This is a genomic window from Sphaerotilus microaerophilus (assembly GCF_023734135.1).
GTDB classification, from domain to species: domain Bacteria; phylum Pseudomonadota; class Gammaproteobacteria; order Burkholderiales; family Burkholderiaceae_C; genus Sphaerotilus; species Sphaerotilus microaerophilus.
The window spans coordinates 1,759,373-1,785,026 of record NZ_AP025730.1 but is presented as its reverse complement, the minus strand read 5'-3'; the positions used below and the strand labels follow the sequence as shown (position 1 = coordinate 1,785,026).

Genomic DNA, 25,654 nt, shown 5'->3' with positions numbered 1-25,654 from the left:
CCGGTCAGATGTACGACGGGACCTGGCAGGTCTTGTGTTCGATGTGGTGGACAAACTCGTCGCGGAAGTGCTTGAGCATGCCTCGCACCGGCATCGCCGCCGCGTCGCCCAGGGCGCAGATCGTGCGGCCCATGATGTTCTCTGCCACGTTGTCGAGCAGCGCGAGATCGTCGGGACGACCGTGTCCGTGCTCGATGCGCTCGACCATCTTGTAGAGCCAGCCCGTGCCTTCGCGGCAGGGCGTGCACTGGCCGCAGGACTCGTGCGCGTAGAAGTACGACAGCCGCAGCAGGCTCTTGACCATGCAGCGCGTCTCGTCCATGACGATGACGGCACCCGAGCCCAGCATCGAGCCTGCCTTGCTGATGGAGTCATAGTCCATCGTGCAGGCCATCATGACGTCGGCCGGCAGCACCGGGGCCGACGAGCCGCCCGGGATCACCGCCTTGAGCTTCTTGCCGCCCTTGACGCCACCCGCCAGCTCCAGCAGCGTGGCGAACGGCGTGCCCATCGGGATCTCGTAGTTGCCGGGACGCTCCACGTCGCCGACCATCGAGAAGATCTTGGTACCGCCGTTGTTCGGCTTGCCGCACTCGAGGTAGGCCTGGCCGCCGTTGCGGATGATCCAGGGCACCGCACCGAAGGTCTCGGTGTTGTTGATCGTGGTCGGCTTGCCGTAGACGCCGAAACTGGCCGGGAACGGCGGCTTGAAGCGCGGCTGGCCCTTCTTGCCTTCGATCGACTCGATCAGCGCGGTTTCCTCGCCGCAGATGTAGGCGCCGAAGCCGTGGTGGGCATGCAGCTGGAAGCTGTGGTTGCTGCCCAGGATCTGGCTGCCCAGGTAGCCGGCCGCACGGGCTTCTTCCAGGGCCGCTTCGAAGCGCTCGTAGACCTCGAAGATCTCGCCGTGGATGTAGTTGTAGCCCACCGAGATGCCCATCGCGTAGGCCGCGATGATCATGCCCTCGATGACGATGTGCGGGTTGTAGCGCAGGATGTCCCGGTCCTTGCAGGTGCCCGGTTCGCCCTCGTCCGAGTTGCAGACCAGGTACTTCTGCACCGGCAGCGCCCGCGGCATGAAGCTCCACTTCAGGCCGGTCGGGAAGCCGGCGCCGCCACGGCCGCGCAGGCCGGAACCCTTGACCTCGGCGATGACCTGGTCAGGGGTCATGCCTTCGCCACCATCCTTGCCGAGGATCTTCTTCAGCGCCTGGTAGCCGCCGCGCGACTCGTAGTCCTTCAGGCGCCAGTTGCTGCCATCCAGGCCGGCATAGATCTGCGGGTTGATGTGGCGATCATGGAAACAGGTATCCAGACCCGTGGCCTGGAAGGCCGAGAGATCGACTGCGATGTTGCGTGCCATCAACGGGGCCCCTTCACTCGGCCTTGGCCTTGGCGCGCAGCAGGTCGACCAGGCCATCGAGGCGCTCATTCGACATATAGCTCACCATCTGGCGATCATTGACCAGCGCCACCGGCGCGTCGGCGCAGGCGCCCAGGCATTCGCACTTCTGCACGGTGAAGACGCCGTCGGGCGTCGTGCCACCGTCCTCGATGCCCAGCTTGCTGCAGAGGTACTCCAGCGCCTTCTGCCCGTTGCGCAGCTGGCAGGGCAGGTTGGTGCAGACGTTCAGCTTGAACTGGCCGACCGGCTGCTGGTTGTACATGTTGTAGAAGGTCGTGACCTCGCGCACCGCGATCGGCGCCATGCCGAGGTAGTCCGCGATGCCGCGCTCGGCCTCGGGCGTGACCCACCCCAGCTCCTGCTGGGCGATGGTCAGGCAGGCCATCACGGCCGACTGCTTCTGGTCGGCCGGGTACTTGGCGACCTCGCGCGCGAAGCGCTCCAGGGTGGCTTCAGAGAACATGGATGTGTTGCTCATGCGCTGGCTCAGCGGTCGATTTCGCCGAACACGATGTCCATCGTGCCGATGATCGCGACGGCGTCGGCGATCATGTGTCCTCGCGACATCTCGTCGAGGGCGGCGAGGTGGACGAAACCAGGCGGGCGGATCTTCAGGCGGTAGGGCTTGTTGGCGCCATCGCTGACCAGGTAGATGCCGAACTCGCCCTTCGGGTGCTCGACGGCGGCGTAGGCCTCGCCTTCGGGCACGTGGAAGCCTTCGGTGAAGAGCTTGAAGTGATGGATCAACTGCTCCATCGAGGTCTTCATCTCGACGCGCGAGGGCGGCGCCACCTTGTGGTTGTCGGTGATGACCGGACCCGGATTGGCGCGCAGCCAGTCCACGCACTGCTTGATGATGCGGTTGGACTGGCGCATCTCTTCGACTCGCACCAGGTAGCGGTCGTAGGTATCGCCGTTGACGCCCACCGGCACGTCGAAGTCCATCTTCGCGTAGACGTCGTAGGGCTGCGTCTTGCGCAGGTCCCAGGCGATGCCGGAGCCGCGCAGCATCGCACCGGTCAGGCCCATGTTCAGGGCGCGCTCGGGCGTGACCACGCCGATGCCGACGGTGCGCTGCTTCCAGATGCGGTTGTCGGTCAGCAGCGTCTCGTACTCGTCGACCAGCTTCGGGAAGCGCCGCACGAAGTCGTCGATGAAGTCCAGCAGGGAGCCCTGCCGGTTCTCGTTCATCTTCGAGATCGCCTTCGCGTTGTGGATCTTGCTGACCTTGTACTGCGGCATCGAATCCGGCAGATCTCGGTAGACGCCACCCGGACGGAAGTAGGCCGCGTGCATGCGCGCACCGGACACCGCCTCGTACATGTCGAACAGGTCCTCACGCTCACGGAAGCAGTAGATGAGGATGTTCATCGCGCCGCAGTCCATGCCGTGGCAACCCAGCCACAGCAGGTGATTCAGCAGACGGGTGATCTCGCTGAACATCACGCGGATGTACTGGGCGCGCTCAGGCACATCGACGCCGAGCAGCTTCTCGATCGCCAGGCAGTAGGCGTGCTCGTTGCACATCATGGACACGTAGTCGAGACGGTCCATGTAGGGCAGCGACTGGATGAAGGTCTTCGTCTCAGCCAGCTTCTCGGTGCCACGGTGTAGCAGGCCGATGTGCGGATCGGCGCGCTGGATCACCTCGCCATCCAGTTCCAACACCAGACGCAGCACGCCGTGCGCGGCCGGGTGCTGCGGACCGAAGTTCAGGGTGTAGTTCTTGATTTCAGCCATGCGACGCTCCGAACCTCAGTGCAGACTGCCGTAGTTGTCTTCGCGGATGATCCGCGGCGTGTTCTCACGCGGCTCGATGGTCACGGGCTGGTAGATCACCCGCTTCTGCTCGGCGTCGTAACGCATCTCGACGTGACCACTGACCGGGAAGTCCTTGCGCATCGGATGGCCGATGAAGCCGTAGTCGGTCAGGATGCGACGCAGGTCGTCATGCCCATCGAAGACGATGCCGTACATGTCGAAGGCCTCGCGCTCGAACCAGTTGGCCGAGTTCCAGATCGGCGTCATCGACGCCAGCACCGGAAACTCGTCGTCCACTGCGAAGGCACGCAGCCGCAGGCGCCAGTTGTGGTCGATCGACAGCAGGTGGGAGACCGCCGCGTACCGGGGGCCTTCGTACACCCCATCCTTGTAGCCGCTGTAGTCCATGCCACACAGGTCGATCAGCTGCTGGAACGCCAGGTGAGGGTGGTCACGCAAGGTCTTGGCGATCTCGGCATACTCGGCCGCCTTGACGGTGATCGTGATCTCACCAAGGCGGCGGACCAGGGAGACGATGCGATCGCCCAGCACACGCTCCAGCGCGGCCTGCAGGGTATCGAGTTTCTGAGTCATGGGTCGGACCTCGTGACCTGCGCGCCGGCTCAGCGGGCGATGGTGTTTTCGCGACGGATCTTGGCCTGCAACTGCAGGATGCCGTAAAGCAGGGCCTCAGCGGTGGGCGGACAACCCGGCACGTAGACATCTACCGGCACGACGCGATCGCAGCCACGCACGACGGAGTAGCTGTAGTGGTAGTAACCACCGCCATTCGCACAGGACCCCATCGAGAGCACCCAGCGCGGCTCGGCCATCTGGTCGTAGACCTTGCGCAGTGCCGGCCCCATCTTGTTGCACAGCGTCCCCGCCACAATCATCAGATCGGACTGCCGGGGGCTGGGCCGGAACAGCATGCCGAAGCGGTCGATGTCGTAGCGGGAAGCCCCCGCATGCATCATCTCCACTGCACAGCAGGCCAGCCCGAAGGTCATGGGCCACAACGAACCGGTCTTGGACCAATTGATCAGGGTGTCGACACTGGTCGTGACGAAACCTTCCTTGAGTACGCCTTCAATGCCCATGGTGAGTCATCCAGTTCGTCTTGCTTGCAACATCAGGCATGCAGCCACTCATTCCCAGTCCAGGGCACCCTTCTTCCACTCGTAGACGAAGCCGACCACCAGGATGCCCAGGAAGATCATCATCGCCCAGAAGCCAGTTGCGCCGATCTCGCGCAGCGACACCGCCCACGGGAAGAGGAAGGCGATCTCGAGGTCGAACAGGATGAAGAGGATGGCAACGAGGTAGTAGCGCACATCGAACTTCATGCGCGCATCCTCGAAGGCCTCGAAGCCGCACTCGTAGGGCGAATTCTTCGCCGCATCCGGGCGACGCGGCCCCAGCAGGAAACCCAGCACCTGGGGCACGACGCCAACACCGACACCGACCAGGATGAACAGGATGACAGGGAGGTATTGTTCCAGGCTCATGTCAGCAAGTGTGTCGAAACAACTTCCGGCAAAAGAAAAGCGCGCCGCCCTGGCCAGCAAATGGATTGCCGCCACATGATCAGCGCGCCCACCGCTCCTTGTCGAGCCAACGCGCCGCGCACATGCGCTTCACGCCCACTCTCGCCAGGACGCCGGGCCGGACACCGGATAAGGATCCGACCCTGGGATGTTTGTGGTGCCGACGGCGAGACTCGAACTCGCACAGCTTTCGCCACTACCCCCTCAAGATAGCGTGTCTACCAATTTCACCACGTCGGCACGTGCAGTTTGCTGACAAACCCTCTTTGACAGGGGACTTGACTTCTTCAGTCTCGCCCTCAGCTCAAGAGCCTGTCGTCCCGGCTTGCGTGAGGTGTTGCTCACCGGTGCAGCCTTGAATTCTAGCCCCAATCAGGGTTTGCCTCAAGATCCCGCCTGGCCCGCCCGCCAGGATTGAGGCTTGCAGGCATCATTTTCGATGGTCACTTCGATGCCGGCGCACTGGCTGCGGCCGGCACAGCGGGCGCCGCCGTGGGAATCTGCGCTGCCGCCGGGGCGGAGGCCGCAGGCGCGCTGGCCGCAGCCGCGGCACGCTCCAGGACACTGCCCTCGTTGTGGCTGGACGCCCGGATGTTGCCGAAATACGCCAACGCCAGCGTGCAGACGAAGAAGACCGACGCGGCGACCGCCGTAGAACGCGACAGGAAGTTCGCGCTGCCCGTGGCGCCGAACAGGCTGCCCGAGGCCCCTCCCCCGAACGATGCCCCCATGTCGGCACCCTTGCCGTGCTGCACCAGGACCAGGCCGATCATCGCCATGGCCGACACCAGCTGCACCAGCAGCACCAGATTCATCATCACTTGCATGGGGAACTCACTTCGGGGGAAAACTCGGGCCAGGCCACTCAGGCCGCCCGCGCGATGGCAAGAAAATCAGCCGCCTTGAGCGCGGCACCACCAATCAGCCCGCCGTCGATGTCGGGCTGGGCCAGCAGCGTGGGCGCGTTGTCCGGCTTCATGCTGCCGCCGTAGAGGATCTTCATGTTGTCGGCCTGCGGCGCCGCTGCGCGCAGTTGCGCACGCAGAAGTGCATGCACCGCCTGCGCCTGCTCAGGCGTGGCCACTTTGCCGGTGCCGATGGCCCACACCGGCTCATAGGCCACCACCATCTCGCCGACGCAGTGACCCAGGGCGTGGATCACCGCAGAGAGTTGGCGCTTGACGACCGCCTCGGTTTCACCCGCCTCGCGCTGCGCCAACGTCTCGCCGACACAGACGATCGGCGTGATGCCCTTGGACAATGCCGCCTTGGCCTTGTCGGCCACCACCTGGTCGGTCTCGCCGTGATAGGCGCGGCGCTCCGAGTGGCCGACGATGGCATAACGGCAGCCGAACTCACGCAGCATGCCAGCCGACACCTCGCCGGTGTACGCCCCCTGCTCGTGCGCAGAAACATCCTGCGCGCCCCAGGCCACATTGCTGTTGGCCAGGGTCACTGCGACCTCGGAGAGGTAGGGGAAGGGAACGCACACGGCCAGGTCGGCATTCACCGGACCACCCGCCAGGATGCCCTGCAGCAGTTCGGCGTTGGCAGCGTGGCTGCCGTGCATCTTCCAGTTCCCAACCACCAGCTTGCGACGAGTACTCATGATTCCTCCAACAGATTGATCCAGGGGTCACCACTGCAGCACGATCTTGCCGATGTGCTGGTTCGATTCCATCAAGGCATGGGCGCTTGCCGCCTCGGCCGCCGGCAGGACCGTGTGGATGACCGGTTTCACCCGGCCCACCTCCAGCAACGGCCAGACCTCACGGCGCAGCGATGCCGCAATGGCGGCCTTGAAGGCCACCGGGCGCGGACGCAGCGTCGAGCCCGTGACGACCAGGCGACGCCGCAGCACCAGGCCCGCATCGAAGGCAGCCTTGACGCCCCCCTGCACCGCGATGATCACCAGCCGGCCATCCTCGGCCAGGCAACCGACCTCGCGCGCCACGTAGTCGCCCGCAACCATGTCGAGAATCACGTCCACGCCGCGCCCACCCGTCAGGCGCAACGCCTCGGCCGCAAAGTCCTGGCTGCGGTAGTTGACCGCGTGATCAGCCCCCAGCGACAGGCAGGCCGCGCACTTCTCGTCGCTGCCAGCGGTCGCGATCACGGTGGCACCGCGCGCCTTGGCCAGCTGGATCGCCGTCACACCGATGCCACTCGTGCCGCCCTGGATCAGCAGGGTCTCGCCCGGCTGCAAGCGCGCACGGTCGAAGACGTTGGACCAGACGGTGAAGAAGGTCTCGGGCAGACTGGCTGCCTCGACGTCGCTGAACCCGGCCGGCACGGGCAGGCACTGGCCCGCGGGCGCGACGCAGAGGTCGGCATAGCCCCCGCCGGACACCAGCGCGCAGACCCGGTCACCGACCGCGACGCCTGCATCGGCCATGGCCTGCGCATCGCCGCCGAGCACGACCCCAGCGACCTCCAGCCCCGGCAGATCGGAAGCCCCCGGCGGTGGCGGGTAGGCACCCTTGCGCTGCAGCACGTCTGGACGGTTCACGCCGCTGGCCATCACGCGGATCAGCACGTCACCCGGCCCCGGCACGGGGTCGGCACGCTCGGCCAGACAGAGCACGTCGGGCGTGCCCGGACGGGAGATCTCGATCGCCTTCATCGTCGCGGCCCTCCGGCCACCTGAGCGTCCGCGGCGCCGCCCTTTCGGGTCGCCGGCATCACCACTCAGGCGCACCTCACTTCACTGTTGCTGCTGCTGTTGCTGCTGGTCGCCGGAATCAGCCGGAGCGGCCGACACGGCATCACCGGCAGGCGCGGGCGCCTGCTCGCCACGCGGCGGACGCTCGGCACGGTCACCACGCTCGCCGCGATCCGGGCGATCACCACGCTCACGGCGCGGCCCCCGGTCGCCACGATCCCCCCGGTCATTCCGATCGCCATACTCACGGCGCGGGCGCTCGAAGCGCGGCTCTTCTTCCATGCCTTCCGGACGCTCCAGCAGCGCCTTCATGGACAGCTTGATGCGGCCCTTCTCGTCGGTCTCCAGCACCTTGACCTTGACGATCTGGCCTTCGGTCAGGAAGTCAGTGACCTTCTCGACGCGCTGGTGGGCGATCTGGCTGATGTGCAGCAGGCCGTCCTTGCCCGGCAGGATGTTGATCAGCGCGCCGAAGTCCAGGATCTTGGTGACCGGGCCTTCGTAGACCTTGCCGATCTCGGCCTCGGCCGTGATGTCGGCGATGCGCTTCTTCGCCACCTCGGCCTTCTCGGCGTCGGTGGAGGCGATCGTGATCGTGCCGTCTTCGTCGATGTTGATCTGGCAGCCGGTCTCTTCGGTCAGCGCACGGATCACCGAGCCACCCTTGCCGATCACGTCACGGATCTTCTCCGGATTGATCTTCATGGTGTACAGGCGCGGCGCGAACTCCGACACCTCGGTGTTGGCACCAGCCACCACCTCGACCATCTTGCCCAGGATGTGCAGACGCGCTTCCTTGGCCTGCGCCAGCGCGACCTGCATGATCTCCTTGGTGATGCCCTGGATCTTGATGTCCATCTGCAGGGCGGTCACGCCGGCGGTCGTGCCGGCCACCTTGAAGTCCATGTCGCCGAGGTGATCTTCATCGCCCAGGATGTCGGTCAGCACCGCGAAGCGGTTGCCTTCCTTGATCAGGCCCATCGCGATGCCGGCCACGTGGGCCTTCATCGGCACGCCGGCGTCCATCATCGCCAGGCAGCCGCCGCAGACCGAAGCCATCGACGAGGAGCCATTGGACTCGGTGATCTCGGACACCACGCGGATGGTGTGGGCGAAGTCTTCCCGGTTGGGCAGCAGCGGCACCAGGGCGCGCTTGGCCAGGCGGCCATGGCCGGTCTCGCGGCGCTTGGTGGTGCCCATGCGACCCACTTCGCCGGTGGCGAACGGGGGCATGTTGTAGTGGAACAGGAAGGTGTCGCGGAAGTCGCCGGCCAGCGCGTCGATGCGCTGCGAGTCCTGGTCGGTGCCGAGCGTGGCCACGACCAGCGCCTGCGTTTCACCGCGGGTGAACAGCGCCGAGCCGTGGGTGCGCGGCAGCACGCCGGTGCGGATCTCGATCGGGCGCACGGTGCGGGTGTCGCGGCCGTCGATGCGGGGCTCACCGGCCAGGATCTGGCCACGCACGGTCTTGGCTTCCAGTTCGAACAGCAGGTTGTCGACTTCGACGCCGTCGAAGGCCACGCCGGCTTCGGCCAGCGAGATCTTCACTTCAGCATAGGCCGCACGGCAGGCATGCGTGCGCGCCTGCTTGTTGCGGATCTGGTAAGCGGCCTCGATCTTGGCCTGGCCGAACTCCGCGACCTTGGCGATCAGCGGCTCGTTGCGGGCCGGTGCCGTCCAGTCCCAGGCCGGCTTGCCGGCATCACGCACCAGGTCGTTGATCGCGGCGATTGCCACCTTGGCCTGCTCGTGGCCGTAGACCACGGCGCCCAGCATCACCTCTTCGGTCAGCTGCTGCGCTTCCGATTCGACCATCAGCACGGCCGCTTCGGTGCCGGCCACCACCAGATCCAGCTGCGAGCTCTTCAGCGCGGTCGGGCCCGGATTGAGCACGTACTCGCCGTTGACATAGCCCACGCGGGCCGCACCCACCGGGCCGTTGAACGGGATGCCCGAAATGGCCAGCGCAGCGGACGAGCCGATCAGCGCGGCGATGTCGGCCGAGGCTTCCGGGTTCAGCGACAGCGTGTGGATGACCACATGCACTTCGTTGTAGAAGCCCTCGGGGAAGAGCGGACGCAGCGGGCGGTCGATCAGGCGGCTGGTCAGCACTTCCAATTCGGACGGCTTGGCTTCGCGCTTGAAGAAGCTGCCCGGGATGCGGCCGGCAGCGTAGGCCTTCTCGATGTAGTCGACCGTCAGGGGAAAGAAGTCCTGGCCGGGCTTGGCGTTCTTGGCGCCGACCACCGTGCACAGCACGACGGTGTCATCGATGTTGACGATGACCGCACCGCTGGCCTGGCGCGAGATCTCGCCGGTCTCGAGGGTGACGGTGTGCTGACCCCATTGGAAGGTCTTGGTGACTTTGTTGAAGAGACTCATGCGGTTCTCCTGGTTGGATGCGCCCGGAGGGTGGGACGCGGCACCCGCAGACAGCTCAGTGTGGCGCAATGCCATTCCAGCGACCCCGCCCGGCGGATCCGTTGGAATGACACAGCAGCGCCCTCGACACCGGCCTGCATGCAAAAGACGGGAGTGAAGGAATCAGAACCCCGGCCACCCGACAGCCGGAACCGATGCGTGAAAGTGCAAAGAGCCTGCCCCGGCAATCCTGGACAGGCTCCTCGACCTCATCGCGGCAATTACTTGCGCAGGCCCAGCTTCTGGATCAGCGCGACGTAGCGGTCGGCGTCACGCGACTTCAGGTAGTCCAGCAGCTTGCGGCGGCGGCTCACCATGCGCAGCAGGCCACGACGACCGTGGTGGTCCTTCATGTTGGCCTTGAAGTGCGGGGTCAGGTGGTTGATGCGCGCGGTCAGCAGCGCGACCTGCACCTCGGGGGAGCCGGTGTCGGCGGTGCCCCGGGCATTGGAGGCGATGATCTCGGCCTTGTTGATATCGGCGACGGACATGGTCTGAGTTCCTGGTTGGACGAAACCGCACCGCCGCGCTGCCAGCCAAACAGGGCATTCACCCTGCCCGGCCGATGCGCCTGAGCCACGGTTTCGAGGTTCACTTGCGGACACGGGTGAAACCGACCCGTGCCGTGCGAGGCTCGCTGCCGGGGGAAAGCCCCAGCCGCGAAGCCCGTGATTATAGCCGCAGCGCCGCGGCCAGCCGATCCACCCCCTGCAGCAGGCGCTCGGGCTGCTTCGACGCGAAGCACCAGCGCAGCCAGCCCTCCCCCTCGGCACCAAAGGCCACGCCCGGCGCCAGCCCCAGGCCGTGCTCGTGCACCAGCCGTTTGGCCAGCGCGAGCGAGTCGGCCTCGCCGTCCACGCGCAGGAAGGCGTACATCGCGCCCGGCGGCATGGCCAGCTCGACGCGTGGCAGTTCGCGCAGCGCGCCTACCAGCGTGTCGCGGCAGTGGCGCAGCCGGGCCCGTAGCGCCGGAACGGCGTCGGGCGCCGCTGCCAGCGCCGCCAGACCCGCACGCTGCACGAACACCGGCGCACAGGAGGTGTTGAACTCGATCAGCTTGCCCAGGTGCTCCATCAGCCGCGGCGGCACGACCAGGCTGCCCAGGCGCCAGCCGGTCATCAGGAAGCTCTTAGAGAAGCTGTGCACCACCAGCAGGCGGTCGTCGGGCTCGGCCAGGTCGAGAAAGCTCGGCGCCGCAGCGGCGGCGTCCGCAAAGTACAGCCGCTCGTAGACCTCGTCGGAGACGATCCAGGTGCCGGTGCGCCGGCAGTGCGCCAGGATCTGGCCGATCTCGGCGTGCGTGAGCGTCCAGCCGGTCGGGTTGTTCGGCGAGTTGACAATCAGCACCCGCGTGGCGGGCGTGATGGCCGCCAGCAGCTCGTCCAGGTCGAGCTGCCAGGCCCCTTCGTGGGGATGCAGACTGACGCGCTTCACCCGCGCACCCAGGATGGCCGGCTGGGCGGTCAGGTTGGGCCAGACCGGCACCACCGCAACCACCTCGTCGCCTGCGTCCACCAGCAGTTGCTGCGCCAGCATCAACGCGCTGACGCCCGAGGACGTGATCGCCACCCGCTCGGCACTCACCGCCGGGTGCAGGCTCGAAATGTAGGCCGCCTGCGCCTCGCGCAACTCGGGCAGGCCAAGGTTGTGGGCGTAGAAGACCTCGCCCGCCTCGATCGAGCGGATCGCCGCCTGGCAGACCGGCGCCGGCGTCGGCTCGTCGCTCTCGCCGAACCAGAAGGCCAGCACGTCGCTGCGCCCCAGGCCGGCGTTGGCCACTTCGCGGATGCGCGAGGCATCCAGGTCGGCAATCACATGGCGCACATCCGCATCCCGCACAGCACGCACCCCGTCGGTGGTTGGTCAGCCGGTCAGTATGCCGGCATCTTGCAGCTGTGCGGCAGCTCGGTCTGCGCCGCACTCAGGTAGCGCAGGGTGCGGAAACCGTAGCCGCTGCCCTCGACGTCGAAGCGCACGCCCTCGCTGCCGGCCTTGCGCATCACACTGACGTACAGCGGCTGGATGAACTGGTGGTCGCCCGCGCGCATCACGCCCTGGCCCAGGCCGCCGAGTGTCCGGCCGTCGTAGCGCGCGCCCGACAGGGCCCGGGCCACCGCGCCGGCCTCGGCACTCTTCGCCCGTTCGATGGCCTGCGCCAGCATCTCGACCATCACCTGCATGCGCACGTGGAGGTAGTCGTCCTCGGGCTTGGGGAAGCGCTGGCGGAAGCGCTGCACCAGCTCATCGGAGGCCTTGCCACCCACGTTCGGATGCCACTCGGCCAGCGCCACCACGCGGTCGACGCCCGCCTCGCCCAGCGTGCCCGGCACGCCCAGCGCATTGCCGTAGAAGGTGTAGAACTTGCCCTCGAAGCCCACCTCGCGCGCCGCCTTGACCAGCAGCGTCAGGTCGTTGCCCCAGTTGCCGGTGACCACCGCCTGGGCGCCGCTGGCCTTGATCTTGGTGGCGTAGGGCAGGAAGTCCTTGACCCGGCCGATCGGGTGCATTTCCTGGCCGACCACGCTGACATCGGGGCGGCGCTGGCCGATCAGCTCCTGGGCGCGGCGCACCACGTACTGGCCGAAGCTGTAGTCCTGGCCGATCAGGTAGACGCGCTTGAGCGCACTGTCCTGCGCCATCACGTCCATCAGCGCGCCCAGGCGCATGTCGGCATGCGCGTCGAAGCGGAAATGCCAGGGGCTGCACTTCTCGTTGGTCAGCGAGGGCTCGACCGCCGAGTAGTTCAGGAAGAGTGCCTGCCGGGCCGGCTCGCGCTGGTTGTGCTTGTTGAGCGCGTCGATCAGCGCGGCGGCGACCGCCGAGCTGTTGCCCTGGGCGACGAAGGCCACGTCCTGGTCCAGCGCCGACTTCAGCACCGACAGCGCCTCTTCGGCGTTGCCCTTGCTGTCCAGCCGGACCAACTCCAGCGGATGCGCGCCGTCGGGCAGCTTCACGCCGCCGCGGGCGTTGACGCGCTCGACTGCCCATTGCAGGTTGCGCGCCACCGCCTCGCCAGCGTTGCCGAAGGGGCCGGACAGGCCCTCGATCAGGCCGAGGCGGATTGGCACCAACGTCGCGGCCCCCGCCGAGAAGGTCAGCGAAGACAGCACAGCAGCCGCCACACAGCAGCCGAGAAAAGATGGCTTCATGTCGAGAAAGAGGATGAGATCAAGATGCCGACGTCACCGCTGCGTCAGCTCCCAGCGCGGCTGCACGTCGAACGCGTAGGCCTCGCTGGGCTGCGCCAGCCCCGCCTGCAGGCGCATGGCCGCGGCCAACGCGATCATGGCGCCATTGTCGGTGCACAGGTGCAGCTCCGGGTAGTGCACGCGCACACCACGCCGCTGGCAGGCGGCATCGAGTTGCTGACGCAGCGACCGGTTGGCCCCCACGCCGCCGGCCACCACGAGGCGCCGCAGACCGCTGCCCTTCAGCGCGGCAAGCGACTTGGCCACCAGCACCTCAACGATGGCGGCCTGCGTGGACGCAGCCAGATCGGCCCGGGCGGCTTCGGTCAGCGCCTGCGCCGCCTCCAGCTTGAGCAGCTGGGTGCGCACCGCCGTCTTCAGCCCGGCAAAGGAGAAGTCCAGGTTGCCGGCGCGCAGCAGCGGGCGCGGCAGCGCAAAGGCATCCGCCCGCCCCTGCTCGGCCAGCCGCGCCAGCGCCGGCCCACCCGGGTAGCCCAGGCCGAGCATCTTGGCGGTCTTGTCGAAGGCCTCGCCCGCCGCGTCGTCGATGGTCTCGCCCAGCTGCTCGTAGCGCCCCACTCCTTCGACGCGCATCAGCTGCGTGTGCCCACCCGAGACCAGCAACGCAATGAAGGGGAACTCCGGCGGATCGGCCGACAGAAAGGGCGACAGCAGGTGCCCCTCCAGGTGATGCACGCCCAGCACCGGGCGCTGCAGCGCCAGCCCGAGCGCGCAGGCCACGCCCGTGCCGACCAGCAGCGCCCCCGCCAAGCCAGGGCCGCGGGTGTAGGCCACCACATCGATGGCATCGAGCCCAAGGCCCGACTGGCTCAGCACCTCGCGCGCCAGCGGCACCACGCGGCGGATGTGGTCACGCGACGCCAGTTCCGGCACCACGCCGCCATAGGCCTGGTGCATGTCGATCTGGCTGTGCAGCGCATGGGCGAGCAGGCGCGGCGGCGCCACGCCCGCACTGCCCTCGGGCAGTTCCACCAACGCCACGCCGGTTTCGTCGCAGGAGGATTCGATGCCCAGCACGCGCAGCGGCGCCGGGCCAGACACGACACCGCTCATCGCGCCACCGCGCTGCGGCCGGCCCACCACCAGATCAGCGCCCCGGCGACGATCATCGGCACGCACAGCCACTGGCCCATGCTGAGGTTCAGGGCCAGCAGGCCCAGGAAACTGTCCGGCTCGCGGAAGTACTCGGCGATGAAGCGGAAGCTGCCGTAACCGACCAGGAAGGCGCCAGACACCCGCCCCCAGACGACGCCACCCGCGGCCGACGTGTGCGCGCCGCGGCTGCGCCCATAGAACCAGAGCAGCACAAACAGCGCCAGCCCCTCCAGCGCGAACTGGTAGAGCTGCGACGGGTGCCGCGGCAGCTCGCTGCCGGACTGCGGGAACACCATCGCCCAGGGCAGCGACGCATCAGCCGCCCGCCCCCAGAGCTCGCCATTGATGAAATTGCCCAGCCGGCCGCAGGCCAGCCCGGTGGGCACGCAGGGAGCCACCAGATCGGTCACCTCGAAGAAGCGCCGACCGCGCAGCCGCGCAAACACCACCATCGCCACCAGCACGCCCAGCAGGCCGCCGTGGAAGGCCATGCCCCCCTTCCACACCGCGAAGATCTCCAGCGGGTTGGCCAGGTAGTAGCCAGGTTTGTAGAACAGCACGTAGCCGATGCGCCCCCCCAGGATCACGCCCAGCACACCGAAGAAGAGCAGGTCCTCCACCTCGCGGGCGGTCCAGCCACCGGCCGCGTAGGGCGCATGGCGGATGCGGCGCGTCGCCAGCAGGTAGAACAGGCCGAAAGCGGCCAGGTAGGTCAGGCCGTACCAGTGGATCTGGAAAAACCCCAGGTTGATCGCGACGGGATCGAATTGCGGATGGACGAGCATGGGGCGGGATCATATCGACCCGCCTGCCCCCACTCTGCGACCGACCAGCCCGGCGCGACGCTCAGCGCCCCTTGCGCGCCGACGCCTTGGGCAACCCACCCATCGCCGCCACCGCACGCTGGCGGCGGGCCCGCCTGCGCTGCTCGAAGCGCTCCTCCTGTAGCCGGCGCGTGCGCCCGCTTGCATCTGACCAGGCCCACCACACCAGAGCGGCGATGAAGGGCAGGAACATCGACCAGGCAGACCACTGGGCCATCGGCTCCATCCCCAGCCAGCGCAGCAGCAGCAGGGCCAATCCCAGCATCACGAAGTACATGGCCCCTCCAGTTCGGGTTTGGATGACAACCGTTGAGCATACTGCCGCGTTGAGTCTCGTGAGTCAGACTGGTGTCAAGTGACGACCGGGAGGGCTCATTACAATCCGTTCGCTTCGTCCCCCTACGGCCTTGCCGACACCCTGAAAGGAAACCATGAAGTCCGTGTTCGCCCTGATCGCTGCCGCCTTCGTCGCCGGCCCCGCCCTCGCTGCCGATGCCGGCCTGGAACTGGCGCAGAAGAAGAACTGCATGGCCTGCCACGCCATTGACAAGAAGCTGGTCGGCCCGGCCTACAAGGATGTGGCCGCCAAGTACAAGGCCGACAAGGCCGCTCCCGCCGCGCTGGCCGCCAAGGTGGTCAAGGGTGGCGTGGGTGCCTGGGGCAATGTGCCGATGCCCGCCAACAATGTGACCGAAGCCGAAGCCAAGCAGCTGGTCGCCTGGGTGCTGAGCCAGAAGTGATGGCCGCGGGCCAACCGCCCGCCGCCCTCCCACAACGCCCCGCCTCGCGGGGCGTTTTCACTTGAGCCCCCCTGCTGCCAGCGCGCCATGAGGATCCTGTTCGTCCACCAGAATTTCCCTGCTCAGTACGTGCATCTCGCTCCGGCGCTGGCTGCGCGCGGCCACGAGGTCCGGGCGCTGGCCATCTCCGAGCAGCGCCAGGCCCTGCCCGGTGTCCAGGTGTGGCGCTATGGCGTGAAGCGCGGCAACACCGCGGGCATCCACCCCTGGGTGGTGGACGTGGAAACCAAGGTGCTGCGTGGCGAGGCCTGCGCCCACGCCGCCGCGCAACTGGCGCAGCGCGGCTACGCGCCCGACCTGATCTGCGTGCACCCCGGCTGGGGCGAGGCACTGTTCCTGCGCGAGGTCTGGCCGAAGGCAAGGCAACTGCACTTCGTGGAGATGTACTACGGGGCCGAGGGGCAGGACGTCGGCTTCGACCCCGAGTTCCCTGGCGTGGACCTGGCCGCGCGCTGCCGGCTGGTGATGAAGAACAGCGCCCTCCTGCAGGGCCTGGTGACGATGGACGCCGGCATCAGCCCGACGCACTGGCAGGCCGGCACCGTGCCGGCGCTGTTCCAGCCCAAGCTGACCGTGCTGCATGACGGCATCGACACCCGTCGCGCCAGCCCGAATCCCCAGGCGCGTTTCCAAGCCACTACGCAGGCCACCACGCAGGCCGGCCTGACGCTCGACCTGACGGTGGCCGACGAGGTGCTGAGCTTCATCAACCGCAACCTGGAGCCCAGCCGCGGTTACCACCGCTTCATGCGCGCGCTGCCCGGAATCCTGCAGCGGCGCCCGCAGGCCCAGGTCGTGATCGTCGGCGGCAGCGACGTGAGCTACGGCGCCCGCCCGGCCCACGGAACTTACCAGCAGATCTACCTGGACGAGGTGCGCGAGGCCATCGGCGAGGCCAACCTCGCCCGGGTGCATTTCGTCGGCCGCATTCCCCATGCCTCGCTGATGGCGCTGTTCCAGGTCACGCGCGCGCATGTCTACCTGAGCTACCCCTTCGTGCTGAGCTGGTCGCTACTGGAAGCGATGGCCTGCGAGGCGCCCATCGTCGGCTCGGACACCGCCCCCGTGCGCGAGGTGATCACGACGGGCGACACCGGCGTCCTGGTCGACTTCTTCGACACGGCCGCACTGGTCGATGCCGCCTGCGACACCCTGGCGCAGCCGCGCGGCACGGCAGCGCTGGGCCGCCGGGCGCGGGAGCTCGTGCTGGCTCGCTACGACCTGGCCAGGGTCTGCCTGCCCCAGCAGGTGGCGCTGGCCGAGGGCATGGCCGCCGGCTGATCGGCCCATCCACGCACCACGCACCACGCAAGAGAGGGCCAGAAAAAAGGCGCCCCGCGGGGCGCCTCTCCTTGACCGATCCGGGGGAACGATCAGTAGGTCTGGCCGAGCTGGCCCAGGATCGCCGGGTTCTCCAGCGTGCTGGTGTCCTGGGTGATCGACTCGCCCTTGGCCAGCGAGCGCAGCAGGCGACGCATGATCTTGCCCGAGCGGGTCTTGGGCAGGTTGTCGCCGAAGCGGATGTCCTTGGGCTTGGCGATCGGGCCGATTTCCTTGCCGACGTGGTCGCGCAGGATCTTGGCGATGGCCTTGGCCTCTTCGCCGGTCGGCGCCGGGCGCTTGAGCACGACGAAGGCGCAGACGGCTTCACCGGTCGTTTCGTCAGGACGGCCCACGACGGCGGCTTCGGCCACCAGCTCGGTGCAGCTCACCAGCGCGGACTCGATTTCCATCGTGCCCATGCGGTGGCCGGAGACGTTCAGCACGTCGTCGATGCGGCCGGTGATGGTGAAGTAGCCGGTCTTGGCGTCACGGATCGCGCCGTCACCCGCCAAGTAGAGCTGGCCCTTGAAGTCTTCCGGGTAGTAGGACTTCTTGAAGCGCTCCGGGTCACCCCAGATGGTGCGGATCATCGACGGCCAGGGCTTCTTGCAGACCAGGATGCCGCCCTTGCCCCAGGGCAGCTCGGTACCGGTCTCGTCGACCACGGCGAACTGGATGCCCGGGAAGGGCAGCGTGCACGAACCCGGCACCAGCGGCGTCGCGCCCGGCAGCGGCGTGATCATGTGACCGCCGGTCTCGGTCTGCCAGAACGTGTCGACGATCGGGCAGCGGCCGCCGCCCACGTGCAGGTGGTACCACTCCCAGGCGGCGGGGTTGATCGGCTCGCCGACCGAACCCAGGATGCGCAGCGACGACAGGTCGTAGCTCTTCGGGTGCACGGCGTCGTTGGCCTCGGCGGCCTTGATCAGCGAGCGGATCGCCGTCGGCGCGGTGTAGAAGACGCTGACCTTGTGGTCCTGGATCATCTTCCAGAAGCGGCCGGCATCCGGGTAGGTCGGCACGCCTTCGAAGACGATCTCGGTGCCGCCCAGCGCGAGCGGGCCGTAGGTGATGTAGGTGTGGCCCGTGACCCAGCCGATGTCGGCCGTGCACCAGAACACGTCATCGGCCTTCAGGTCGAAGGTCCACTTGCAGGTCAGCGCCGCATGCAGCAGGTAGCCGCCGGTGCTGTGCTGCACGCCCTTGGGCTTGCCGGTGGAGCCGGAGGTGTAGAGCAGGAACAGCGGGTGCTCGGCATCGACCCACTCCGGCTCGCAGGTGGTGGGCTGGCTGGCGACGACGTCGGCCATCCAGACGTCACGGCCTTCCGCCATGGTCACGGCGGCGTCGGCACGGTTGACGACCAGCACCTTCTGCACGCTGTCGCAGCCACCCAGGGTCAGGGCTTCGTCGACGATGGCCTTCAGGGGCAGCTTCTTGCCGCCGCGCACCTGGCAGTCGGCGGTGATGACCGCCTTGGCGCCGGTGTCCTCGATGCGGTCACGCAGCGACTGGGCGGAGAAACCGCCGAACACCACCGAGTGGGTCGCGCCGATGCGGGCGCAGGCCTGCATGGCCGCCACGCCGTCGACCGACATGGCGATGTAGATGATGACGCGGTCACCCTTGCCGACCCCCAGGCTCCTCAGGCCGTTGGCGATCTGGCAGGTCTTGGCCAGCAGCTCGCTGTAGGTGACCTTGGTGACCTCGCCGCCATCGGCCTCGAAGATGATGGCGGTCTTGTCGCCCAGCCCGCGCTCGACGTTGCGGTCCAGGCAGTTGTAGGAGGCGTTGAGGGTGCCGTCCTCGAACCACTTGAAGAAGGGCGCGTTCTCCTCGTTCAGCACCTTGGTGAACGGGGTCTTCCAGGTCAGCAGCTCGCGCGCATGACCGGCCCAGAAGCCTTCGTAGTCGGCCTCGGCCTGTGCGCACAGCTTCTCGTAGGCGGCCATGCCGGATACGGCAGCGGCGGCAACGGTGGCTTCGGAAGGCAGGTAGACCTTGGCGTCCTGGACGCCTTCTGCTTGGCTCATGAGTGTCTCCTCAAGGGTCACGGTGGATGGCCTGCACGTTAGGGACAGGCTCTTACGAGCCCCTGACTGTGCAAAAGTCGTACCTGTACCGCAGCGGCACTGCATCTGTACCGGCTTCGCGCAGCGGCCAGGGCCGGCGCGATGGTGTCACGCGCGGGCTCCTAGAATCGAGCGGTTTTCCCCTGAGACGCGCACGCGCCAGGGTATGTCCCTGTCCGCAGCCCCACGCCGCCCCTCGCCGCCCTTTCCCGAACCATGCACGATCCCACCCAGGCCAAGCTCGCCCCGCTGCCCAAGCTCATCTTCGCCAGCCGCTGGCTGCAGCTGCCGCTGTACCTCGGGCTGATCCTGGCCCAGGCGGTGTACGTGTTCCACTTCTGGGTGGAGCTGGTGCACCTGATCGAAGCGGCCTTCGGCAACCAGCATGCGCTGGACATCCTGGTCAAGAGCATCGGCTACAAGCCCGAGGCGGGGGAAGCGGTCACCAAGCTCAACGAGACGGTGATCATGCTGGTGGTGCTGGGGCTGATCGACGTGGTGATGATCAGCAACCTGCTGATCATGGTCATCGTGGGCGGCTACGAGACCTTCGTCTCGCGCCTGAACCTGGAAGGCCACCCGGACCAGCCCGAGTGGCTGGACCACGTCAACGCCTCGGTCCTGAAGGTCAAGCTGGGCACCGCGATCATCGGCATCTCGTCGATCCACCTGCTCAAGACCTTCATCAACGCGGCCAACTACGACGAGAAGACGCTGCTGTGGCAGACGGTGATCCACGTCGCCTTCCTCGCCTCGGCGATGGCCATCGCCGCCTCGGACCGCATCCTGGGTGGTCACCACAAGCCCGGCGCGCCCCACTGACCGCACGCACACCCCGCGCCGGCTGGCTACACTGATCGTTTTCCCGAACACTGGCGCAGCGGCACGGCGCATCGCGCGCCAGATTGCAGCAAGTCGGCGCAGGCACGATCGCCCGATCCAGCCCGCGCCGCAGCCATCCCCGCTCTCCCCCTCACCCGCCCACGAGATCCGCCATGACCGCCATCCGCCAGGACGATTTCATCCAGAGCATCGCCGACGCCTTCCAGTACATCAGCTGCTACCACCCGCTGGACTACATCAAGGCCCTGGGCGAAGCGTATGAGCGCGAGGAATCCCCGGCCGCCAAGGACGCCATCGCCCAGATCCTGACCAATTCGCGCATGTGCGCCGAGGGCCGCCGCCCGATCTGCCAGGACACCGGCATCGCCGTGGTCTTCCTGAAGGTGGGCCAGAACCTGCGCTGGGACGCCACGATGTCCGTCGAGGACATGGTCAACGAGGGCGTGCGCCGCGCCTACAACCACCCGGACAACAAGCTGCGCGCTTCCGTGCTGCTCGACCCGGCCGGTGCCCGCCGGAACTCCAAGGACAACACCCCGGCGGTGATCCACTACGAGATCGTCCCGGGCGACCACCTCGAAGTGATTTGCGCGGCCAAGGGCGGCGGCTCGGAGAACAAGTCGAAGTTCTACGCGCTGAACCCGTCGGACTCGATCGTCGACTGGGTGCTCAAGACCGTGCCGACGATGGGCGCGGGCTGGTGCCCGCCGGGCATCCTGGGCATCGGCATCGGCGGCACGCCGGAAAAGGCGATGCTGCTGGCCAAGGAGTCGCTGATGGCGCCGGTGGACATCCACGAGCTCAAGGCCAAGGCCGCCAGCGGCGCGGCGCTGACCCGTGTCGAGTCGCTGCGTCTGGAGCTGATGGAGAAGGTCAACGCCCTGGGCATCGGTGCCCAGGGCCTGGGTGGCCTGACCACGGTGCTGGACGTCAAGATCCTGGACTACCCCACCCACGCCGCCTCGCTGCCGGTGGCCATGATCCCGAACTGCGCGGCCACCCGCCACGTGCACTTCCACCTCGACGGCTCGGGCCCCGCCAAGCTGGAGCCGCCGAAGCTGGAAGACTGGCCGGACGTGACCTGGAAGGCCGACACCAACGTCGCCACCCGCGTCGACCTGAACACGCTGACCAAGGACGAAGTCGCTTCCTGGAAGCCCGGCCAGGTGCTGCTGCTCAACGGCAAGATGCTCACCGGCCGCGACGCTGCGCACAAGCGCATCTCCGACATGCTGGCCAAGGGCGAACCGCTGCCGGTGGACTTCACCAACCGCGTCATCTACTACGTCGGCCCGGTGGACCCGGTGCGCGACGAGGCGGTCGGCCCGGCCGGCCCCACCACCGCCACCCGCATGGACGGCTTCACGCGCATGATGCTGGAGAAGACCGGCCTGATCTCGATGGTCGGCAAGGCCGAGCGCGGCCCGGTCGCCATCCAGGCGATCAAGGACAACCGCAGTGCTTACCTGATGGCCGTGGGCGGCGCAGCCTACCTGGTGTCCAAGGCGATCAAGACCGCCAAGGTGGTGGGCTTCGCCGACCTGGGCATGGAAGCCATCTACGAGTTCGACGTGGTCGACATGCCGGTGACGGTGGCGGTGGACGCCGGCGGCACCAGCGCCCACATCGAGGGACCGAAGACGTGGCAGGCCAAGATCGGCAAAATCCCGGTCGCGGTGGCCTGAGGCGGCGCGACGACGGGACAGCGGGCCATGACGACCCCCACCCCGTGGCCTGAACGCCCCGCCGCTCCGCTGGACGCGCCGCTCTGTCCCCTGTGCGGGCAGTCCAACGCCTGCGCGCCGGTCGCCTCGGGCCGCTTCGGCTCAGCCTGCTGGTGCACCGAGCTGACGCTGCCGGCCGAGCTGTTCGCCCGCCTACCCGCCGAGGCGCGCGGCACGGCCTGCATCTGCCGCGCCTGCGCCGTGGCGGCCGGTGCCCAGCCCAAGGGCTGATTGCACCCGGCTGCGCCGACTACGCCCGGGGCGGCTGCGGCTCCGGCGCCTGGTGCACCACCTGCTGCGGGAAGGGAATCTCCACCCCTTCGCGGCGCAGCAGGTCCAGCACCGCCAGGTTGACGGCTGAGCGGACGTTGGCCTGGCCGTTCTCCGGGTCGGCGATCCAGAAGAAGATCCCCAGGTCCAGCCCGTTGGCGCCAAAGGCCAGCAGGTGCGTGGCCGGTGCGGGCTCGGGCAGAACCCGGTCCACGCCGCGCACCACCGCATTGATGCGCTCGCGCAGCCCGTCGACATCGGTGTCGTAACCCACGCTGACCAGCGACTGCACCAGCAGCTGCCGGTCGGCCAGCGTCAGGTTCTCCACCACGCCGGTGATGAGCGCCTCGTTGGGGATGATCGCCTCGCGGCCGGTGGCAGCGCGGATCACGGTGTAGCGCGTCGTGATGTCGGTGATGCGGCCCTCATGCTCGCCCACCTTGACGATGTCGCCGATGCGCACCGAGCGCTCGGCCAGGATCACGAAGCCGCTGATGTAGTTGGCCGCCAGCTTCTGCAGGCCGAAGCCAATGCCCACGCCCAGCGCGCCGCCGAGCACCGACAGCGCGGTCAGGTCGATGCCCACCGCCGACAGGGCCACCAGCAGGCCGACGAAGAGCAGGCCTGCGCGCAGCACGTTGGCCGCCGCCTTGCGCAGCGAGAGCTGCTCCCCGGTCGCGCCGCGCAGCAGGCGGGCCTCAAGCGCCGCGGACACCCACAGCGCCAGCACCAGCACGAAGCCCGCCAGCAGCGTGCCCTCGAGCAGCGTACGCAGGCTCAGCGGGTGCGAGCCGATCTTCCACTGCACCTCTTCCAGCCACTCCAGCAGCACCGGCAGCAGGCCTGTGAGCCACAGCACCGTCGCCGCCCAGGCCAGCCAGGAGATGCTGCGCTCGACGAAGCGCATCATCTGTGACCCGGGAAACGCCGCCGACAGCACCCGCACGCTCAGGCGGATGATCGCCAGCGACAGCAGCACCGGTACCGCCACCGCGAACACCGCCACCGGCTGCCCAGCCAAGCCGAGCAGGCGTTTGCACAGGTAGGCCAGCGCCAACGCCAGCAAGGGGAACAACACGCCGTCCACCAGGTGCTCACCGAACCAGATCGACGGCTCGCGCTGCGCCGCTGGAACCGCTGGAACCGCGGTGCCCGAAGCACCCGAGGAACCCGCTGGGCCGCGCAGCAAGCGCACCAGCAGGGCGCTCAGCCCGAGCAGTGCGGCCAGCAGGCCCCACTCGGTCAAGGCGCCGGGACGCAGCACGGCGGCCAGGAGATCGGTAGGCAGGACAAAGGACGGGGACATCGACACGGGCGGGCAGAGGGAGCCGGGGGACAGGTCATTGTCGCCCGCGCCAGCCGGCCAACGGTGACAGCGACGGCGCCAGCGACAATCGCTTGCGTTGCTTGCAGCGCTTCACCCGCCTGCTCACCCCCGTCGCCCAGCCCGTGCCCATCCCCGCGTTCCCCGCCCCACCAGCACCGTCCCGCCTGCCACCGCCTGCGCGCACCGCGCAGGAAGACATCGGCATCCTCCACGCCGACGCGGCCTTGCTGGTCGTACTCAAACCGGCAGGGATGCTGTCGGTGCCCGGCCGCGGCGAGGAGCGGGCGGACTGCGTGGCCACCCGGGTGCAGGCGCGGTACCCCGACGCCCTCGTGGTGCACCGGCTCGACATGGCCACCTCGGGCCTGATGCTGTTCGGCCTCGGCCTGGCCGCGCAGCGCACGCTGAGTCGATCCTTCGAACGACGTGAAGTGAGCAAGCGCTATCTCGCCGTCGTCGACAAACTGGTTCTTCAGGATGAGGGCAGCGTCACAAGCCCATTGATCTGCGACTGGCCGAACCGGCCTCGCCAGAGGGTCGACGAACTGCGCGGCAAGCCAGCACTGACCCACTGGCGGGTGCTCGAACGCGACGTCGCGCAGAACTGCAGCCGGGTCGAACTGCAGCCCGTCACCGGGCGCTCCCACCAGTTGCGCGTGCACCTTCAGTCGATCGGCCACCCCATCCTGGGCGACGAGTTGTATGCCAGCCCCGAGGCCTTCGCCCGCTCCCCACGGCTGCTGCTGCACGCCTGCCAGATCGGCCTGCCACACCCGGTCAGCGGCGCCTGGATGGCCTTCGAGGATCCCGCGCCGTTCTGACACCGTTCAAGCGCCCAGATATGACGAAGCCCGGCATCGGCCGGGCTCCGGGGCACCGAGTGGAAGTCAGCAGGTGCTCAGGACTTGCCTGCGCGAGCGGCTGCTTCTGCATCCTCGCGCATGTGCTTCGTGATGAACCGGGCGTAGAAGACGCCCATTCCCAGGGTGATCGCAATCACCACGGCGCTCATCAGGCCGTAGTCGGTCGAAAAGAAATCCTTCAAGGCATGCATGACCAGCTCCTCATTGCAGACCTGCGTATCAGAACGTGTCACGAGGCCTTGGGGCTTGTCGTGCGTCAACCGCCTTGCGCGCTGTGCCCAAAAAAAGACGCCCTCCGGGGTGAGCCGGAGGGCGAATGCTCTGATGCGCCGAATGGGCCGCTGCCCGTTGATCGACGGGGTTGAGACTAGTCCGATCTGCGGCCGCGCGCACTAGGGAATGCATTGAGGAACTTTTTCTGTCCCCCGGGTTCTGGCATTCCCACACACTTCAGACGCGGCGGATCCCTTCAGCCGACGTTGGCAACGTACCAGCCGATCGCTTCCGCCAGGCCCTCGTGCACCCGGTAGGTCGGTGCATAGCCCAGCAGACGTGCCGCCTTGCTGACGTCAGCCAGCGAGTGGCGCACGTCACCGGCACGGAAATCGGCGTACTCCGGCGGCTCGATGGCCAGGTTGGTCCGCTCGCGCTGCAGGTTCTCGACCAGCGCGGCATGCAACTGGTTCAGCGTGGTGCGATCGCCCACGGCCACGTTGTAGACCTGGTTGACCGCCTCGGCGGATGTCGCCAGCCCGGCGCGCAGGTTGGCCTGCACGACGTTGGCGATGTAGCAGAAGTCACGCGAGGTCTCACCGTCGCCGTTGATGCGGCAACGTTCGCCACGCAGCATCGAGGCGATCCAGCGCGGAATCACCGCTGCATAGGCTCCATTGGGGTCCTGACGGGGACCGAAGACGTTGAAGTAGCGCAGGCCGACGGTCTGCAGTCCGTAGCAGCGGCCGAACACGTCGGCGTACAGCTCGTTCAGGTACTTCGTGACCGCATAGGGCGACAGCGGCTTGCCGATCACATCCTCGACCTTGGGCAGGGTCGGCGAATCGCCGTAGGTGGAGCTGGACGCGGCGTAGACAAAGCGCCCGGCCCCCGCATCGCGCGCCGCCACCAGCATGTTCAGGAAGCCAGTGGCGTTGGCACGGTGGGTGGTCTGCGGATCCTGCAGCGATCGCGGCACCGAGCCCAGCGCCGCCTGGTGCAGCACGATGTTCACGCCCTCGCAGGCCGTCGCGCAGGTGGCGGGATCGGCGATATCGCCCTCGATGAAGCGGTGGCGGGCCCAGGCCTCGTCGCCCACGGCAACCTGGACACGATCCAGGTTGTGGCGGTGGCCCGTGGCGAAATTGTCCAGGCTGGTCACGCGCTGGCCGAGGCGCAGCAGGTGCTCCAGCAGGTGCGAACCGATGAAGCCAGCGCTGCCGGTCACCAGCCAGTGGCGCGGCTCGGCCTGGACGGCCTGGACGAGGTCGGCGGGAAGGGTGTATGCCATGCGG

The 25,654-nt window shown here is 67.6% G+C and carries 26 protein-coding genes and 1 tRNA gene; 6 read left to right on the top strand and 21 right to left on the bottom strand.

Going from position 1 to position 25,654, the window contains the following annotated elements; genetic code table 11:
• Positions 1-4: 4 nt before the first annotated feature.
• From nuoF to NGK70_RS07820, 17 genes are all read right to left on the bottom strand, one after another.
• Positions 5-1,363: an NADH-quinone oxidoreductase subunit NuoF gene (nuoF, locus tag NGK70_RS07900; RefSeq protein WP_251972708.1), complete on the bottom strand. Its 1,359-nt coding sequence runs from the start codon at positions 1,361-1,363 to the stop codon at positions 5-7.
• A gap of 13 nt (positions 1,364-1,376) precedes the next feature.
• Positions 1,377-1,868: an NADH-quinone oxidoreductase subunit NuoE gene (nuoE, locus tag NGK70_RS07895; protein ID WP_251973714.1), complete on the bottom strand. Its 492-nt coding sequence runs from the start codon at positions 1,866-1,868 to the stop codon at positions 1,377-1,379.
• Between the two features lie 23 nt (positions 1,869-1,891).
• Positions 1,892-3,145, bottom strand: a complete 1,254-nt coding sequence (locus NGK70_RS07890) for an NADH-quinone oxidoreductase subunit D (protein ID WP_251972707.1) — start codon at positions 3,143-3,145, stop codon at positions 1,892-1,894.
• A 15-nt stretch (positions 3,146-3,160) separates the two neighbouring features.
• Positions 3,161-3,760 carry an NADH-quinone oxidoreductase subunit C gene (locus NGK70_RS07885; RefSeq protein WP_251972706.1) on the bottom strand — a complete coding sequence of 200 codons (600 nt, stop codon included), beginning with the start codon at positions 3,758-3,760 and terminating at the stop codon, positions 3,161-3,163.
• A 29-nt stretch (positions 3,761-3,789) separates the two neighbouring features.
• Complete coding sequence (locus NGK70_RS07880; RefSeq protein WP_251972705.1) at positions 3,790-4,266, bottom strand: NuoB/complex I 20 kDa subunit family protein; 477 nt, start codon at positions 4,264-4,266, stop codon at positions 3,790-3,792.
• Positions 4,267-4,314: 48 nt separating this feature from the next.
• Positions 4,315-4,674, bottom strand: coding sequence for an NADH-quinone oxidoreductase subunit A (locus tag NGK70_RS07875; protein ID WP_251972704.1), 360 nt, complete (start codon positions 4,672-4,674; stop codon positions 4,315-4,317).
• A gap of 194 nt (positions 4,675-4,868) precedes the next feature.
• Positions 4,869-4,953 (bottom strand) — tRNA-Leu (locus NGK70_RS07870).
• Between the two features lie 203 nt (positions 4,954-5,156).
• The gene (gene secG / locus NGK70_RS07865) at positions 5,157-5,540 is read right to left on the bottom strand and encodes a preprotein translocase subunit SecG (protein WP_251972703.1); all 384 of its coding nucleotides are present in this window, start codon (positions 5,538-5,540) and stop codon (positions 5,157-5,159) included.
• Positions 5,541-5,578: 38 nt separating this feature from the next.
• On the bottom strand, positions 5,579-6,322 hold the full coding sequence (tpiA, locus tag NGK70_RS07860) for a triose-phosphate isomerase (RefSeq protein WP_251972702.1): 744 nt from the start codon (positions 6,320-6,322) through the stop codon (positions 5,579-5,581).
• Between the two features lie 27 nt (positions 6,323-6,349).
• The gene (locus NGK70_RS07855; RefSeq protein ID WP_251972701.1) at positions 6,350-7,336 is read right to left on the bottom strand and encodes an NAD(P)H-quinone oxidoreductase; all 987 of its coding nucleotides are present in this window, start codon (positions 7,334-7,336) and stop codon (positions 6,350-6,352) included.
• An 81-nt stretch (positions 7,337-7,417) separates the two neighbouring features.
• Entirely contained in the window at positions 7,418-9,757 is a 2,340-nt protein-coding gene (gene pnp / locus NGK70_RS07850; protein WP_251972700.1) for a polyribonucleotide nucleotidyltransferase, read from the bottom strand.
• A 260-nt stretch (positions 9,758-10,017) separates the two neighbouring features.
• Positions 10,018-10,287: a 30S ribosomal protein S15 gene (rpsO, locus tag NGK70_RS07845; RefSeq protein WP_251972699.1), complete on the bottom strand. Its 270-nt coding sequence runs from the start codon at positions 10,285-10,287 to the stop codon at positions 10,018-10,020.
• A 181-nt stretch (positions 10,288-10,468) separates the two neighbouring features.
• The gene (locus NGK70_RS07840) at positions 10,469-11,620 is read right to left on the bottom strand and encodes a pyridoxal phosphate-dependent aminotransferase (RefSeq protein WP_251973713.1); all 1,152 of its coding nucleotides are present in this window, start codon (positions 11,618-11,620) and stop codon (positions 10,469-10,471) included.
• 47 nt (positions 11,621-11,667) lie between these two features.
• Positions 11,668-12,945 (bottom strand): branched-chain amino acid ABC transporter substrate-binding protein, encoded by a 1,278-nt coding sequence (locus NGK70_RS07835; RefSeq protein WP_251972698.1) that lies wholly within the window; start codon positions 12,943-12,945, stop codon positions 11,668-11,670.
• A 33-nt stretch (positions 12,946-12,978) separates the two neighbouring features.
• On the bottom strand, positions 12,979-14,058 hold the full coding sequence (gene tsaD, locus NGK70_RS07830; protein WP_251972697.1) for a tRNA (adenosine(37)-N6)-threonylcarbamoyltransferase complex transferase subunit TsaD: 1,080 nt from the start codon (positions 14,056-14,058) through the stop codon (positions 12,979-12,981).
• Positions 14,055-14,885 (bottom strand): prolipoprotein diacylglyceryl transferase, encoded by an 831-nt coding sequence (gene lgt / locus NGK70_RS07825; RefSeq protein WP_251972696.1) that lies wholly within the window; start codon positions 14,883-14,885, stop codon positions 14,055-14,057. Before lgt ends, tsaD begins: the two co-directional genes overlap by 4 nt.
• Before the next feature lie 61 nt (positions 14,886-14,946).
• The gene (locus tag NGK70_RS07820) at positions 14,947-15,201 is read right to left on the bottom strand and encodes a TIGR04438 family Trp-rich protein (RefSeq protein WP_251972695.1); all 255 of its coding nucleotides are present in this window, start codon (positions 15,199-15,201) and stop codon (positions 14,947-14,949) included.
• Between the two features lie 154 nt (positions 15,202-15,355).
• On the opposite strand from NGK70_RS07820, the gene NGK70_RS07815 reads away from it, so the two are divergent.
• Both NGK70_RS07815 and NGK70_RS07810 read left to right on the top strand, forming a co-directional pair.
• On the top strand, positions 15,356-15,664 hold the full coding sequence (locus NGK70_RS07815) for a c-type cytochrome (protein WP_251972694.1): 309 nt from the start codon (positions 15,356-15,358) through the stop codon (positions 15,662-15,664).
• 87 nt (positions 15,665-15,751) lie between these two features.
• A complete protein-coding gene (locus tag NGK70_RS07810) occupies positions 15,752-17,005 on the top strand; it encodes a glycosyltransferase (protein ID WP_251972693.1) in 1,254 nt (417 codons plus the stop codon).
• A gap of 92 nt (positions 17,006-17,097) precedes the next feature.
• On the opposite strand, the gene acs is transcribed toward NGK70_RS07810, so the two are convergent.
• Positions 17,098-19,080 carry an acetate--CoA ligase gene (acs, locus tag NGK70_RS07805; RefSeq protein ID WP_251972692.1) on the bottom strand — a complete coding sequence of 661 codons (1,983 nt, stop codon included), beginning with the start codon at positions 19,078-19,080 and terminating at the stop codon, positions 17,098-17,100.
• A 255-nt stretch (positions 19,081-19,335) separates the two neighbouring features.
• On the opposite strand from acs, the gene NGK70_RS07800 reads away from it, so the two are divergent.
• The 3 genes from NGK70_RS07800 (at position 19,336) to NGK70_RS07790 (ending at position 21,917) form a co-directional block, all read left to right on the top strand.
• Entirely contained in the window at positions 19,336-19,941 is a 606-nt protein-coding gene (locus NGK70_RS07800) for a TIGR00645 family protein (protein ID WP_251972691.1), read from the top strand.
• A gap of 173 nt (positions 19,942-20,114) precedes the next feature.
• Positions 20,115-21,647 carry a fumarate hydratase gene (locus tag NGK70_RS07795; protein WP_251972690.1) on the top strand — a complete coding sequence of 511 codons (1,533 nt, stop codon included), beginning with the start codon at positions 20,115-20,117 and terminating at the stop codon, positions 21,645-21,647.
• Between the two features lie 27 nt (positions 21,648-21,674).
• The gene (locus NGK70_RS07790; protein ID WP_251972689.1) at positions 21,675-21,917 is read left to right on the top strand and encodes a cysteine-rich CWC family protein; all 243 of its coding nucleotides are present in this window, start codon (positions 21,675-21,677) and stop codon (positions 21,915-21,917) included.
• A gap of 19 nt (positions 21,918-21,936) precedes the next feature.
• Here NGK70_RS07790 and NGK70_RS07785 read toward each other — a convergent pair whose 3' ends face one another.
• Positions 21,937-23,262 carry a mechanosensitive ion channel family protein gene (locus tag NGK70_RS07785; RefSeq protein WP_251972688.1) on the bottom strand — a complete coding sequence of 442 codons (1,326 nt, stop codon included), beginning with the start codon at positions 23,260-23,262 and terminating at the stop codon, positions 21,937-21,939.
• Between the two features lie 101 nt (positions 23,263-23,363).
• Here NGK70_RS07785 and NGK70_RS07780 point away from each other — a divergent pair, with 101 nt between their 5' ends.
• Complete coding sequence (locus NGK70_RS07780) at positions 23,364-24,104, top strand: RluA family pseudouridine synthase (RefSeq protein WP_428985584.1); 741 nt, start codon at positions 23,364-23,366, stop codon at positions 24,102-24,104.
• 77 nt (positions 24,105-24,181) lie between these two features.
• Here NGK70_RS07780 and NGK70_RS07775 read toward each other — a convergent pair whose 3' ends face one another.
• Together NGK70_RS07775 and NGK70_RS07770 are read right to left on the bottom strand one after the other, a co-directional pair.
• A complete protein-coding gene (locus NGK70_RS07775) occupies positions 24,182-24,337 on the bottom strand; it encodes a DUF3149 domain-containing protein (protein ID WP_251972687.1) in 156 nt (51 codons plus the stop codon).
• 278 nt (positions 24,338-24,615) lie between these two features.
• Positions 24,616-25,650: an SDR family oxidoreductase gene (locus NGK70_RS07770; RefSeq protein ID WP_251972686.1), complete on the bottom strand. Its 1,035-nt coding sequence runs from the start codon at positions 25,648-25,650 to the stop codon at positions 24,616-24,618.
• Positions 25,651-25,654: the final 4 nt, after the last annotated feature.